At 42.3% G+C, this 15,189-nt stretch carries 12 protein-coding genes; 5 read left to right on the top strand and 7 right to left on the bottom strand.

What is annotated here, in order from left to right:
- The first annotated feature begins 293 nt into the window (after window positions 1-293).
- Both ACT8YW_RS17640 and ACT8YW_RS17635 read left to right on the top strand, forming a co-directional pair.
- Complete coding sequence (locus tag ACT8YW_RS17640; RefSeq protein WP_288532261.1) at window positions 294-461, top strand: helix-turn-helix domain-containing protein; 168 nt, start codon at window positions 294-296, stop codon at window positions 459-461.
- 5 nt (window positions 462-466) lie between these two features.
- The gene (locus ACT8YW_RS17635; RefSeq protein ID WP_288532260.1) at window positions 467-778 is read left to right on the top strand and encodes a helix-turn-helix domain-containing protein; all 312 of its coding nucleotides are present in this window, start codon (window positions 467-469) and stop codon (window positions 776-778) included.
- Between the two features lie 64 nt (window positions 779-842).
- Here the strand turns inward: ACT8YW_RS17635 and ACT8YW_RS17630 are convergent, their stop codons facing one another.
- The gene (locus ACT8YW_RS17630; protein ID WP_444106470.1) at window positions 843-2,072 is read right to left on the bottom strand and encodes a tyrosine-type recombinase/integrase; all 1,230 of its coding nucleotides are present in this window, start codon (window positions 2,070-2,072) and stop codon (window positions 843-845) included.
- A gap of 376 nt (window positions 2,073-2,448) precedes the next feature.
- Here ACT8YW_RS17630 and mfd point away from each other — a divergent pair, with 376 nt between their 5' ends.
- The 3 genes from mfd to ACT8YW_RS17615 all read left to right on the top strand — a co-directional run bounded on the left by mfd (window position 2,449) and on the right by ACT8YW_RS17615 (window position 6,407).
- The gene (mfd, locus tag ACT8YW_RS17625; protein ID WP_444106468.1) at window positions 2,449-5,823 is read left to right on the top strand and encodes a transcription-repair coupling factor; all 3,375 of its coding nucleotides are present in this window, start codon (window positions 2,449-2,451) and stop codon (window positions 5,821-5,823) included.
- An 87-nt stretch (window positions 5,824-5,910) separates the two neighbouring features.
- Window positions 5,911-6,123, top strand: coding sequence for a hypothetical protein (locus ACT8YW_RS17620; RefSeq protein WP_004312604.1), 213 nt, complete (start codon window positions 5,911-5,913; stop codon window positions 6,121-6,123).
- Complete coding sequence (locus ACT8YW_RS17615) at window positions 6,111-6,407, top strand: type II toxin-antitoxin system RelE/ParE family toxin (protein ID WP_444106466.1); 297 nt, start codon at window positions 6,111-6,113, stop codon at window positions 6,405-6,407. Before ACT8YW_RS17620 ends, ACT8YW_RS17615 begins: the two co-directional genes overlap by 13 nt.
- A 32-nt stretch (window positions 6,408-6,439) precedes the next feature.
- Here ACT8YW_RS17615 and ACT8YW_RS17610 read toward each other — a convergent pair whose 3' ends face one another.
- From ACT8YW_RS17610 to ACT8YW_RS17585, 6 genes are all read right to left on the bottom strand, one after another.
- Window positions 6,440-8,296 (bottom strand): YgiQ family radical SAM protein, encoded by a 1,857-nt coding sequence (locus ACT8YW_RS17610; protein ID WP_444106464.1) that lies wholly within the window; start codon window positions 8,294-8,296, stop codon window positions 6,440-6,442.
- Between the two features lie 106 nt (window positions 8,297-8,402).
- Entirely contained in the window at window positions 8,403-8,627 is a 225-nt protein-coding gene (locus ACT8YW_RS17605; RefSeq protein WP_004312598.1) for a sulfurtransferase TusA family protein, read from the bottom strand.
- Window positions 8,627-8,944: a hypothetical protein gene (locus ACT8YW_RS17600; protein ID WP_004297365.1), complete on the bottom strand. Its 318-nt coding sequence runs from the start codon at window positions 8,942-8,944 to the stop codon at window positions 8,627-8,629. The genes ACT8YW_RS17605 and ACT8YW_RS17600 overlap by 1 nt, the downstream gene beginning before the upstream one ends.
- A 79-nt stretch (window positions 8,945-9,023) precedes the next feature.
- Window positions 9,024-11,933, bottom strand: coding sequence for a golvesin C-terminal-like domain-containing protein (locus ACT8YW_RS17595; protein ID WP_444106462.1), 2,910 nt, complete (start codon window positions 11,931-11,933; stop codon window positions 9,024-9,026).
- Window positions 11,934-12,127: 194 nt separating this feature from the next.
- Window positions 12,128-14,119 (bottom strand): glucosamine-6-phosphate deaminase, encoded by a 1,992-nt coding sequence (locus ACT8YW_RS17590; protein ID WP_444106460.1) that lies wholly within the window; start codon window positions 14,117-14,119, stop codon window positions 12,128-12,130.
- A 148-nt stretch (window positions 14,120-14,267) separates the two neighbouring features.
- Window positions 14,268-15,044 (bottom strand): amidohydrolase, encoded by a 777-nt coding sequence (locus tag ACT8YW_RS17585; RefSeq protein ID WP_120143404.1) that lies wholly within the window; start codon window positions 15,042-15,044, stop codon window positions 14,268-14,270.
- Window positions 15,045-15,189 lie beyond the last annotated feature (145 nt).

Genomic DNA, 15,189 nt, shown 5'->3' with positions numbered 1-15,189 from the left:
ATGTCTGATTTCACGACTCCCTCCCCGTTAAATAAAAAGTATAAGAAAATCCACGCTGACAAAATATGACTATTAATGACTATTAACGACACTAGAAACTAAACGATTGATTTATAGTAATATTCCCTTTATCTTGCACCCAATTTCATTATTCACAATTTAAATTATAATTCATGGAACTGACAATTATCGAAACAAGTGCCTATCAGGAGTTGAAGAAACAACTTAGTATGCTGTCCGTGCAAATGATGGACTTTCAAAAGAAAATAGCCCCCGTAACACCGGACAAGTGACTGGATGCGCAGGATGTGTGCCTGGCTCTCAATATTTCCAAGAGGGCACTACAGACTTACCGGGATAACGGGCTGATTCCTTATTCAAATGTCGGTGGAAAATTCTTTTATAAAGAGGTGGACATCCAGCAAATCCTAGAGGAAGGACTAATCAAAAAAAGAAAATAAAAAGTATGGCAGACGTTATCACTAAAGATTCGGAAGAGTTCAAGGAACTTACCGGATGGATTAAACGGACAGGAAAAAATCTGGAAGCTGCTGCAGCACGGATACGTCCGACGATTGCAGACGAACATTATCTGAGTGGAGATGAAGTATGCCGGATGCTACATGTTTCCAAGCGTACATTACAAACACTACGGGATGAAAAGGCAATACCTTATACCTCAATTACTGCCGTCGGGGGTAAACTGCTCTATCCGGAAAGCGGGCTATACGAGGTACTAAAAAAGAACTACAAAGATTTCAGGCGTTACTTGAAATAAGCAACTTGCCTGGATACGAAAAACACCCTTCAACATTTGCTGGAGGGTGTTTTTTATACTTATTCTAATTGACCAAGCGATACACGGAACCAATCTTGTCGCACATCCTATCCGTATCTTCCCCAACTTTCGGATTGATCAGTTCAGCATATACCTGCGTAGAAAGAATAGATTTGTGTCCTAATACTTTTTGCAAAGTCTCTAACGGCATGCCTTTCAATATAGCCAAAACTGCAAAAGTATGGCGCCCGATGTGAGGGGTGATATTTACATTGCAATTGCACTTTTTCCCTAAAACCTTGAAACTACTTTTCATGGTTTCATAATCACCGACGGGAAAAATGCAATCAGGAGAATCCTTTTTTCTGTTATCACCCTTATACTTCTCTACTAGTTCAATTGCTATGGGTAATAGTTTCACAACATATGCCACACCTGTTTTTATACGGTTTCCCATGAGCCATGTGCCACCGTCAGAATCTGTATGGATATTCTTATAGGTAATTGTTTTCAGATCTGCAAAGGCGAGGCCTGTGAAGCACATGAAAAGTAGCATGTCACGCATAGCCTGCTGACGTTTATACCTCAATTCTACATGTATAAGCCTCTGCAGTTCTTCTTCGGAAAGAAATGAACGTCTTTTATATCCCGGCTTACATCCAAAACCCGTGAAGGGATGAACTTTTATTAAACCTTTCTCTTGAGCGATATACATTAACCATTTCATGGTATTAACACGACCAAATGCTGTAGAACTGGCCGAGCCGCATGTGCCCAACATCCAATTATAATAATCTTCAATAAAATCTTTGTCGAGTTCATCAAGTGCAATGTCCTCAACATTCTTTTTATCTTTCAGGAAAAGCAATACGCTCTTATAATCAGCAACCAAACCAAGATAAGTGCTTTTTGCCTTTTCCTTGCCTACTTTCTCCTTGTATGATTCAAGCTGTTCCCTGAAAAGCTCCATAAGGGTGTGGGAATTTTCTTTAAAACCGACATAGCGGCTATAGACTTTCTTGGCTGTGACAAAACTATCATGATCGCAAATGTATTGATAATGTTTGGCTATTTGGGCTTTGGCATTATCAAGTTCCTGGTTTAACATTCTGGCTTCTTCGGATTTCCCTTTAGCCCTATTAGCTTTGGCGTCCCATAAAGAAATAGACACCTCTTTCTTACAGCTAAAGCAAGCCGTAGTCTTGTTGATGGTAATACGTCCCATTACAGGTACCTTACCATTCTTAATCGATTGATTTTTAGTGTAAAACAACACTCTGAATGTACTTCTCATAACTCAATTTTTTAGTTACAAATTTAATTACTGTTGAGCTATTTGAGGTTATGAAAAATAATGCAATATATTGAAAACTAATATCTTATATCCGATTAGTAGGCAAATTGGGAGAGGTAACAGATAAGTAACATAACTCACTCCCAAATATGCTCCATTTAGCTTTATTCACCGCATCCGACTAAAATATTAGTTTTATAACTATTTGATTTTTAATTGGTTTGCACTATCTTTGCGCATCTTTAAAAAACACCTTGTTTTAGTATAGAGGAACACTTTGTTTCTCGGTGAGAAACTTTGGGGGGATGAAAACTTTCCCACACTTATGTCTGTCCTGCGATTCTTTTTTGTAATTTTGCGGGGAAATTTTATAGGTATGACAATAACTGAATTGCAACAACAATATGCTGCCCACCCCAATATGGCAGTAATGAAGCGCTTGTTGAAGGACACTTCTGTTCAGACTGTTTTTTGTGGAGGACTGTGTGCATCTGCTGCTTCTCTTTTTTCTTCTGTATTGGTACAAGAGGGTGGTTGTCCGTTTGTCTTTATTTTAGGTGATCTTGAAGAAGCCGGATATTTTTATCATGACTTGACGCAGATATTGGGGACGGAAAAGGTGTTATTCTTTCCATCTTCATTCCGTCGCTCTATTAAATATGGGCAAAAAGACGCAGCCAATGAGATTCTGCGCACGGAAGTACTTAGCCATTTGCAAAAAGGGGAGGAGGGACTATGTATCGTTACGTATCCGGATGCATTGGCAGAGAAAGTAGTGTCGCGAAAGGAATTGAGCGATAAAACCCTGAAACTGAATGTAGGGGAAAAAGTGGATACCACGTTTATCACTGATGTGTTGCATAGTTATGGCTTCGAATATGTAGATTATGTATATGAACCGGGACAATACGCTGTTCGCGGTAGCATTATCGACGTTTTCTCTTTTGCTTCGGAATATCCTTATCGTATTGATTTCTTTGGTGATGAAGTAGAAAGTATCCGTACCTTTGAAGTAGAGTCCCAATTATCCCGCGAGAAGAAAAGTGGAGTGTCCATTGTTCCCGATTTAGCAGTGACAGGAGACGTGACAACTTCCTTTCTGGATTTTATCCCGAAAGATACTACTCTGGCAATGCGCGATTTTCTTTGGTTGCGTGAACGAATCCAGGTGGTGCATGATGAAGCGTTGACTCCCCAGGCAATAGCTGTTCAGGAAGCCGCAGAGAATGGAGGCATTACATTGGAGGGAAAATTGATAGATGGCAGTGAATTTACTGTACGAGCACTCGATTTCCGCCGATTGGAATTTGGTAACAAACCAACCGGAACGCCGAATGCCAGTGTTACTTTCAATACATCTGCCCAACCCATCTTTCATAAGAATTTCGATTTGGTAGCTTCTTCTTTCAAAGATTATTTGGAAAAAGGTTATTCGCTATATATCTGTAGTGACAGTATGAAGCAGACAGATCGTATCAAGGCTATTTTTGAAGATCGGGGCGATCAGATTAATTTTACTCCCATAGAGCGTACCATACACGAAGGGTTTGTAGATAACACACTACGGCTCTGTATCTTCACCGACCATCAGTTGTTTGACCGTTTCCATAAATATAACCTGAAAAGTGATAAAGCCCGTTCGGGGAAAGTGGCACTATCTTTAAAAGAACTGAACCAGTTTACTCCGGGGGATTATGTGGTGCATACCGATCATGGTATCGGACGTTTTTCCGGTTTGGTGCGTATACCGAATGGTGATACTACGCAGGAAGTTTTGAAACTGGTGTTTCAGAATGAAGATGTAGTGTTCGTTTCCATTCATTCTCTGCATAAAGTTTCCAAATACAAAGGTAAGGAGGGAGAGGCTCCCCGACTTAACAAATTAGGTACAGGGGCATGGGAGAAACTGAAAGAACGTACGAAGAGCAAAATCAAGGATATTGCCCGCGATTTGATAAAATTGTATTCGCAGCGTCGTCAGGAAAAAGGGTTCTCTTATAGTCCCGATAGTTTCTTGCAGCGTGAGTTGGAAGCATCCTTTATTTATGAAGATACACCGGATCAGAGTAAGGCGACGATTGATGTCAAAGCGGATATGGAAAGTGACCGCCCGATGGACCGTCTGGTCTGTGGCGATGTAGGATTTGGAAAAACAGAAGTTGCAATCCGTGCCGCTTTCAAAGCTGTTGCCGATAATAAACAAGTGGCCGTTCTGGTTCCGACAACGGTGCTTGCTTACCAGCATTTTCAAACATTCCGCGAACGTCTGAAAGGACTGCCATGCCGGGTGGAATATTTAAGCCGCGCACGTACTGCCGCACAAACCAAAGCTGTATTGAAAGGACTAAAGGATGGAGATGTCGGTATCCTGATAGGTACTCACCGTATCTTAGGCAAGGATGTTCAGTTTAAAGACTTGGGACTGCTGATTGTTGACGAAGAACAGAAATTCGGAGTTTCCGTAAAAGAAAAGCTGCGTCAGTTGAAAGTGAATGTAGATACACTGACAATGACTGCTACTCCGATTCCCCGTACCCTTCAATTCTCGTTGATGGGCGCGCGTGATTTGAGCGTGATTTCCACTCCGCCGCCTAACCGCTATCCGATTCAGACCGAAGTACATACTTTTAATGAAGAAGTGATTACGGATGCCATCAATTTTGAGATGAGCCGAAACGGGCAGGTCTTTTTCGTCAATAACCGGATTGCGAACTTGCCGGAACTGAAAGCAATGATAGAGCGCCATATCCCGGATTGTCGTGTAGCAATCGGACACGGGCAGATGGAACCGACAGAACTGGAAAAGATTATTCTGGATTTTGTCAACTATGACTATGACGTGCTCTTGGCAACCACAATCATCGAAAGTGGTATCGATATTCCGAATGCAAATACCATCATTATCAATCAGGCGCAAAACTTCGGCTTGAGTGATCTCCATCAGATGCGTGGACGGGTAGGGCGTAGTAACAAGAAGGCATTCTGTTATCTGTTGGCTCCTCCGTTGAGCAGTCTGACCACCGAAGGGAGACGACGTCTTCAAGCGATTGAAAACTTTAGTGATTTGGGAAGTGGTATTCATATTGCCATGCAGGATTTGGACATTCGTGGAGCCGGAAATTTGCTCGGAGCCGAGCAAAGTGGCTTTGTCGCTGATTTGGGATATGAAACATATCAGAAGATTCTGACTGAAGCTGTCCATGAGTTGAAAACAGATGAATTTGCAGAACTGTATGCTGATGAAATAAAAGGTGAAGGACAAATTAGTGGAGAAGAATTTGTAGAGGAGTGTCAGGTAGAAAGTGACCTCGAACTTTTATTGCCGGCCAACTACGTAACCGGCAGCAGCGAACGTATGTTGCTCTATCGTGAACTGGATGGACTGACATTGGATAAGGATGTGGAGGCTTTCCGCTCCCGCTTGGAAGACCGCTTCGGACCGGTTCCCCGGGAAACGGAAGAATTACTCCGCATTGTTCCTTTACGCCGTTTGTCAGCTCGTTTGGGAGCAGAGAAGATTTTCCTGAAGGGCGGACGAATGACCTTGTTTTTTGTTTCTAATCCGGATAGTCCGTTCTATCAAAGTAAGGCTTTCGGTAAAGTGATAGACTATATGATGAAGTATACTCGGCGCTGTGATCTGCGTGAGCAGAATGGCAGACGTAGTATGTTGATTAAAAATGTTACTAATGTGGAGACGGCAGTCAGTGTGTTGCAGGAGATTGTGGCGTTGCCTGTGAAAGAAGAATAAATAAGCTTTTCGGGGAAGATAAGCGAGGAATTGTTTGTTTTATACCAAGGGGATCTTTATCTTTGTAGATATAACTTAATAACTGATATGGCTAAGAAATCATATAAACCTCAAGATAATGAATTGCCACAGGTCAATGAACCAGTGGCTGCTTATCATGTAACTACTCCTAATGCAAATCTTTATGTTCCTACAGAATATGAACAGGAAATTATAATGCATTCTGAAAAAGATTATGAAGAGGGTAGATTACATACTCAAGAAGATGTGGATAAGTTGGTGGAACAATGGCTAAGTTAAAAATAGTCTGGACAGAAACAGCGACTATTGTTTTTCAGCAAATTCTGACTTTCTATAATGTGAGAAATGAAGATACCCAATATAGCCGTTCCATTTATACAATGGTGAGAGACGTATTGCAATTAGTCGCTAAATATCCTTATATGTATAAAGCTACTTCTGTACCTAATATACGTGTTTTTCATTGTGATTATTTCAAAGTCTATTATCGGGTACTTGAAAAGCAGATTCTTGTGGAAGCTGTTTTTGATACTCGCCAAGATCCTGATAAGGCTCCTTTTTAGAGGTGGTTTTGTAAGTGATGGAATGGAGCGAATTATCTTTTTCCGTATAATTTGTCTATCAAATCAGAACGTCCGATACGTCTCAACTCATTGATGATGTTTTTTCTTTCTTCCGGCTTATACCAGAAGAAGAACTGCCGCTGGGCGAGTTTTTCCCGTTGGGTTTTGGCACTGAATATCGGTTCTAACGTGTATGGATGGAATCCGGTATACCAGGCTTCGGTAGCAACCGTCATCGGAGTGGGAGTGAAGTCCTGCACTTGTTCCAGGTGGAAGTCCAGACGTTTAGTGATAACGGCAAGTTCCGCCATATCTTCTTCTTTGCATCCGGGATGAGAGGAGATGAAATACGGAATCAGTTGTTGACGTAGATTCTCTTCCCGGTTGATACGGTCGAATATCCTCTTGAATGTTTCAAATTGCTCGAAAGAAGGTTTGCGCATCACAGATAATACCCGGTCACTGGTATGCTCCGGAGCTACTTTCAGCCGACCGCTCACATGATTGACAATCAATTCACGGGTATACTCGGCAGTGCTGCGGTTGATTGCTTCATCTTTGCTTTGATGGAGTAACAGGTCGTAGCGTACTCCGCTACCGATAAACGATTTTTTTATTCCGGGCAAGGCATCTACTGCACGATAAATATCCAGTAAGGGGCGATGGTCGGTATTTAGATTGGGGCAAACTTTCGGATGGATACATGACGGTCGTTTGCACTTCTTGCAAATAGCTTCGTCTTTTCCTTTCATCTGATACATATTAGCGGAAGGACCACCCAAATCGCTTAAATATCCTTTGAAATCGGGTAACTGGATGACCTCTTTCACCTCTTTCAGTATGGACTCTTTGCTACGGCTGACGATAAACTTTCCCTGATGAGCGGAAATGGTACAGAAGGCACAACCGCCGAAACATCCCCGGTGAATGTTGATGGAAAACTTAATCATGTCATAAGCCGGAATCCGTTTCCCTTTATATTTAGGATGAGGTAGCCGGGTATATGGCAAATCAAACGAACGATCGAGATCTTCCTGGCTCATCGGAGGATATGGAGGATTGACTACTACTATCTTGTTTCCGACGGCTTGCGTGATTCGGGAAGCCGAATATTTGTTAGATTCTTCTTCGATATGCCGGAAATTGCTTGCCTGTTTCTTTTTATCTGCCAGACATTCTTCGTGCGAATAAAGCGGAAGGTCATCTTTGGCAGAGATCCATTCTGTTGCACGACAAAGATAGGCTGTTTGAGGAACTGATCCGATGATTGTTCTGAATTTACTGCTTGTCAGTACTGGCTCTTCAGCAGTAAGCAGACTTTTCATATTCTTCACTAGGTCTGGAAGTGGTTTTTCTCCCATTCCGTAAATGAGCAGGTCGGCACCGCTGTCACATAAAATGCTCTTTTGTACTTTATCCTGCCAATAATCGTAATGACTTAACCGTCTTAAACTGGCTTCGATTCCTCCGATAACTACGGGAACATCCGGATAAAGTTTCTTTAGTATCTGGCTATAAACCGTGGAAGGATATTCCGGACGCATATCCGGACGACCGTCCGGGGTATATGCATCTTCACTGCGCAATCGTTTGTTGGCTGTGTATTTATTTACCATCGAGTCCATACATCCACCGGAGATACCGAAGAATAGCCGTGGGCGTCCCAACTTCTTGAAGTCGCGCAGGTCGTCACGCCAGTTGGGCTGGGGCACAATGGCTATTTTCAAACCTTCCGCTTCAAGAATCCGTCCAATAACGGCAGCACCAAAAGAAGGGTGATCCACATAGGCATCAGCACTGAATAGAATGACATCCAATTCATTCCATCCGCGAAGTTCTACTTCTTTCTTGGTAGTAGGTAACCAGTCGGTCAATCGATATTCTTTCATGCTGCAAAGATACGGATAATAAAAAACATCCCAATGATTTTTTTATTCATTGAGATGTTTAACTTCGATTATCGGGATGTTTTGCTTCAATCATTGAGATGTTTTTTTATAACTTCCCATTAATTGTGAACTGTAATGTCATTTGTTCTCCGTCATAGATTTCACGAAAACCGATACCTTGCTCGGACAGATATTCCTTTAGATCCTGAAATGCGTCAGCATGGTTCATGATAATCTCTATCGTTTCTCCCGGAGAGGCAGTGCACATTGCTCTTATTGCAGGAATCAGCGGACTGTATGCTGTTATTCCGCAGGTATCTACCGTAATCATTATTCCTCCTCTTCTTCCGCTTCCGGACTGGAGAGCCAGGTAAGATAAAGCTTGATGAGCTGTTGCAGACCGAATGCCTTCATATTATTGTGATAAATCACGTCGATACAAAGGTCCAGCAAGTCTTTACTGTCTTCTTCCTGACTGGCGATAAGGGAGCGGATATTTAGTTTCAACTTATCCAGAACTGCTTCATCTACAATACCGGTACTGTCGATAAGGTGGCGGAACAGAGCATATTTCTCAATTGTTCTCAAGTTTTCATTAGATACTTCTATGCTGCGTGTACCGCTAGGATTTGCTTGTATAGTATACATTGTTTTTTAGTTTTAAAGGTTATTATAGTAGCAAAGATAGAATTTAAAATGAAAAACGGATTAAAAAAAAGGATATTTTTTATTTTTGAGTAAAGAATCCCAGGATGCCTGCCATAATGGTTGCCCGGTCTGCTTCAGACTGGATGCTTTCGAAAGGAAAGCCCAATACAAAAGTACGGTAGTTTCCTTTGTAGGCAATACCTGCACTCTGATTGCCGGGTGCATACGTAAATACGGGGAAGGCAGTATCTACGGGAACAATACAATCCGCAGCAGGTACAGCATAACTGCTTTTATTAGGCAGACGTGGGATTGTAATAGTACGGCCCAATCCTTTAATCTGATTCGAACTCTTATCCGTCAGACTACCTTGATAACCATATTTTAGTATTTTCTCTGTAAACTCCCGGTTGCCTTGTGTACCGCTCATATCGCTTCCTACATAAGCACCGCTGACAAATAGATTACCTCCCGACTGACAATAACTGGTCATAATTCGTTGCATAGCCGAGGAGAATGTCTTGTAGTACGCTTTATTTGCGGGGGCTTCTTTTTCCAGTCCCAGGATATAATCTACCACCGGATAATCTTCTAACGTAACCAGTCCGTTTTCTACCGCTTCGTCACTGCATGACACAAAACTATATTTGCCGGCTGCCTGAATCGCTTTTCCATGAATAAAAGGATAATCGAATGTGTTCCCCGCTATTTTCATTCCTTCTAACTCATTTCCGCTATGTCCCAGACTTCCTTTTCCTTCTTTACCGGCTTGTGTACGGTCGAAGCCTGTTTGTGCTCCGCAAAACGAAATGTTTGATATATACGGGACTCCGGGATCTTCTGATAAATCGAATCCTGCTTTATCAGAAGTATTAACGACCGCCGGACCGCTGATTCTGTCAAAGCCATTGATGATAATTACCTTTTCCTGTTCGCGTTTGGCTTTATAAGCGGAAAGGATTTCGGAGGGAAAGCTTTCCCCGCCGCGGTTTACGGCAGTCACTTTGAATGAATAAACGAGCCCCGGTTCTATTTTAACGGTGTGGGACGTTTTGCTGACTAAGGTTCCATTGTCAAAGCCTCCATAACCGATGCGTGTATATACGATGTATTCCCGTGGGCGTGCAGTCGGTTCTTGCGGATCATCTTCACCTTTCCATGAAAGTTCCAGTGTATTCTTTTTCTTTCCGAATTGAATGGCGAAATTGCTGACTGGCAGGGGTTGAACTATATATTCTTTATCATGCTGGCTGGTAATGAACTGCAAAATACCTTTATAAATGGCACGTCCCACTGTAAACTTGAAGTTCGGATCATGCCCTAACTGCATATCTGCGAAGTTCTGATGGGAGAGCAGTTCGATAATCGTAGAAGGCGTAGCCGGGAGACGTGTTTCACTGTAATTCCGGTTCCACATACTGCGGCGTGTCCAGGGGATGCTGTAACTTGAATAAATATCTTTCTGAATCTGTGTGAGCAGAATATCGGCTAAGTCACGTGATGCATACCGGTCTGTTCCTGCATTCAGTTTTCCATTATTGAAATCGGTGGTATAGATACCGAGCGATCCGATAAACTCATCAGTCTTGCTGCATCCGGCATCACTGTGCAACGCCATAGTCATTTCCAAAGGTACGCCTAAACCCGATTGTTGCGGGTTGTAGACAGAACTGCCCGACAAATAGTTGATAGCGTTGGAACGTGTGTTGATGTCGTCTGTATAGTCGTTTTCACCTTTACGTCCTGCATACACTTCGTATGGCATTCCCGCCCATTGCGCAGAGTAGCGTGCTCCTTCCAAATAACGGGGTAGCCCGCTGGTTCTTCCTCCACGGGCAATGTTTCCCATTCCACCTCCAAAACGTACTGCATCGGCGCATACAACTCCATGTTCGCTGCTCTCGTTGCTAAGTACCACCATGCCGTAGTCGTTGTTCCCTTTGTCAAATTCAAACGTTCCGAGGTAAACCCATGTGCCTCCACCTATTTTCTGATTAACTTTAAATTCGGTTACTCCTCCGTTATGGAATACCAGATATTTGGCGTCGCTTACACTATTGGGGAGTGTCTGATAAGAAACATAAACAGCATACTTGCCTGTTGCCGGTAGAGTAGGTACCCATTCGGCAAATACCTGGTCTTTATTCTTCTTTTTCTTTTTTTCGGTTGGTATGAAACGGCAGGTTCCGTCACTGAAAGGATTCTCTCCCTCTTTATAGATCGTTTTCTTTTGAGCAAATCCTCTTACCGGGGCATTTGTCCAATTAGCTTTTTTGCTACCCACTTCCAGATAAAGGGAAGCATTGGGAGTGTCATTATCTACGATGATCTCATTCTTTTGCGTATCCCGTTCACGGGGAGTATAAACAATCGCTCCAGCATTCTCCAACATGGGAATCACGTAAGGAAGGACGAAAGATTGAGTGAACATATCTTCTGTGGTACAGAATAATCGAGGGCGTTGCCATCCCCATTCGTTTTTATCATTTTTGAAGTAGTTGCCGTGGCTTTGCCAGATTGCAATATGACGGTCTTGTAGTCCGCGTGAAATTTCATTGGGGCGTGAAATGTTTTTCACCCAGGGAGCCCCTTTATAGTCTATATTCAAAGATAACCGCTCCTTATCCTTTTTCTTATTCCGGTAGAAATTAGGTACCAAATCCTCAATAGGTTTTTCATCCGCATAAATGGTGAGCTGGTAATAATGAACAGGCCCCGGAAGCAGCTCTTTAACTTGATTATAAATGTTTTCTACAGTTTCCGGACGGAAAGGCTGATAGGCGAAACTTTCCGATACATAGATTGCAATTGTCTTACGGTCGTAATTAATATCGAAGCTATTCAGTTTAGGAGTGCTGATTTTGGCTGTTGCGGTATATTGGTTGAAGTAATCCGTCAGCCGCTCTTTTACATTTCTTTCAATATCCTGCGCAAAAAGAAAAGTTGCACAGAATGTAAGGCCTAGAAAAAATACTATTATTTTCTTCATACTTGTTGCTTTTTTGCTAAACGCAGATTATCACGGATTATCGCAGATTGTTTTATTCTATTTTTCTTTGCGAAAATCTGCGTTAATCCGCGTTTAATTCTCCCCGCAAAAATAAACAAAAAAGAGCGAGAAGTATCGAAACTTCCCACTCTTCTTTCATTGTTTTATATTCTCTTAATTAAGAATGATTACTCTTATAATGGAACATATTCTACAAATGCTTCCATTGCTTCGTAAGAAGCCAATCCCAATTGATCGTACAAAGTAGCTGTACCACGGTTACGATCTTCGCTACGTTGCCAGAACAAACGTTCGTCGTTACCCAGGAACGGAGCACTTTCCATTTGCGACTGATGTTTCAGGATAGAGTTACGTTTTGCACGAAGTTCTTCCGGACTGATAGGCACTGCCATTTCAATATTCTCGATTTCCCATTCAGCCCACGCACCACGGTACATCCAGATACGACAGTCTTTTAGCCATTTGGCACCTTCTTCTTTTTCAAGATCGACAGCAGCAAATACAGCGTCTGTACATACACGGTGAGTTCCATGTGGGTCGGCTAAGTCACCAGCAACAAAAATCTGGTGAGGTTTTATTTCACGGAGCAAGTTGCGTACAATTTCTACGTCTGCTTCACTGATCGGGTTTTTCTGAATCTTACCTGTTTCATAGAATGGCAGATCGAGGAAGTGGCAACGTTCCAGCGGTATATTATTATAAGTACAAGCTGTACGGGCTTCACCACGACGAATCAGACCTTTGATAGTCAGAATATCACGACTGTCCATATCACCGTCTTTCTTCTCCTTCAGGAAATTGCGTATTTCTATATATTTTTCATTGATAACCAAATCTTCGCTATTATTGAAGAGCTGATTGAATCCATTGATGAAATGCATGAAACGAACTACTTCTTCGTCACCTACGGCGATATTACCGGAAGTCTCGTAAGCTACGTGTACTTCGTGCTTTTGTTCTACCAAACGGCGAAGCGTACCACCCATTGAAATAACATCATCATCCGGATGCGGAGAGAAGATGACCACACGTTTCGGATACGGTTTTGCACGTTCCGGACGGTAGGTGTCATCAGCATTAGGTTTGCCACCCGGCCATCCGGTAATGGTGTGCTGTAAATCATTGAAGATTTTGATGTTTACATTGTACGCAGAACCGTAAAGTGCCAGAAGTTCACTCAAACCGTTTTCGTTATAGTCTTTATTAGTCAACTTCAGAATCGGTTTGCCAGTCAACTGACACAACCAAACGATGGCGCTACGTATTAATTTATCATTCCATTCGCAAGAAGTTACCAGCCACGGACGTTGGATACGTGTTAAGTTCATAGCTGCTGAAAGATCAAGAGCTACATGCGCGTTATTGTGAGTTTGCAGATAAGAAGCCGGAATAGTGTCAGTGATCGCACCTTCCACACATTCTTTAATCATAGCTGCTTTGTTTTCTCCCCATGCAAGCAGATAAACCTTCTTTGCACCAAGGATAGTGGATACACCCATTGTAATAGAACTGATCGGCGTATTATCCAGCGTTCCGAAAATCTTGGATGCTTCGTTGCGTGATGCATTATCCAACAAGATCAGACGAGTGGTAGAATTCAGTCGGGAACCCGGTTCGTTGAACGCGATGTTACCTACACGGCCAATGCCCAACAAGGCAATATCAATACCTCCGAAGCTTTCAATGCGTTGTTCGTACAGACGGCAATATTCGAAGATGGTATCTTTGGCAATGCTTCCGTCGGGAGTGAATATATTCTGTTTGTCAATATCGATGTGATCCAATAACATACTCTTCAAAGCGTTGAAGTTGCTGTTGATTGCATCGGGAGCCAACGGATAATATTCATACATGTTAAATACGATCACATTGCGGAAGCTAAGACCTTCTTCCTTATGCATGCGGATGAGTTCGGTATATACGTGGCTGGGCGAATCACCTCCAGGGAGTGCCAATACGCAGAAGCGTCCTGCTTTTTGTTTTTCGCGGATGGTTTGTGCTATTTCGCGAGCAATATAGTTAGCACCTTCTTCTACGGATTCGTAGATGTCCGTAGGGATTTTCTCGAGTCTTGTCAAGACTGATTTTTCAAATGCATTCTCCGGTCTGTAGTATCTGGGGGAGACCCGGTGGAGACTGATTTGAGAACTAAGATTTGTTTTCATAAAGTTGTTAATTAAGTTATGTAAGATTAGCGTCCTTACGACTGTATTTTCACGACAAAGATACAAAAGAAGTCTATATAATTAACTACCGAGTTCTAGGTATTGTTGCTACATGAATCTGTTTTTAACATTTGTTATTTGGCAAATGTTATAGATGGAATTCGTCTGCATCTTTCCATACCGGGAACTTCTCTCTGAATTGGTTGAGAGCAGTGAGATTTACACTGACAGTCGTAATTCCTTCCTTTCCATCTGGAAATGAGCCGATTTCTTCTCCGAAAGCGGAATAGACTTTACTTCCTCCATTATATGAAAGTTGGTACCCGTCTGTACCTACTCTGTTGACACCGCATACATAGCATTGATTTTCTAAAGCGCGTGCCCGGAGTAGAGTATCCCAAACCAGACGGCGGGGGATAGGCCAGTTGGCTACATATATTAAAAGGTCGTACTCGTTGCCTACGTTTCGGCTCCATACAGGGAAACGAAGGTCATAGCAAACCAGCAGGCAGATATTCCATCCATGATAGGGGATGATGAGTCGTTTATCACCGGCCGAAAAGTGTTCGGCTTCCCGTCCCATACGAAACAGATGTCGTTTGTCATAATAGAACTCTTCTCCTTCCGGTGTCAGAAAGAACGCACGGTTATAAAACTGTTCGTTCTCTGTTGCTATATAGCTTCCGCAAATGGCTAGCTGGAATTTGGCGGCCCATTGTTTGAGTGTTGTAATGGTTTCCCCGGAATTTGGCTCTGCCAGTATTTTACTCTGCATACTGAATCCGGTAGAAAACATCTCCGGTAAAACAACAATCTCCGTTATTCCACGAAGACTTTGTAGCTTTTCGTGGAGCAAACGGAGATTTTCTTGTTTATTTTCCCAAACAATATCGGTTTGTATGATAGAAATACGGATAGACTCCATGATAACTAAGTATTAGGTTTTAAGTATTAAGTATTATACCATGCGGTCAAAATATGTTGGAAGTAACGATTAATACTTAATACTTGATACTTAATAATGCGAATCAGCAGTTGACAATCTTCTACCTTTTCGCTTGTTAAAATGT

This window comes from Bacteroides sp. (assembly GCF_052357945.1).
GTDB lineage: Bacteria > Bacteroidota > Bacteroidia > Bacteroidales > Bacteroidaceae > Bacteroides.
Note: the sequence above shows the minus strand (reverse complement) of the source record. Positions and strands in the feature narration are given on the sequence as shown.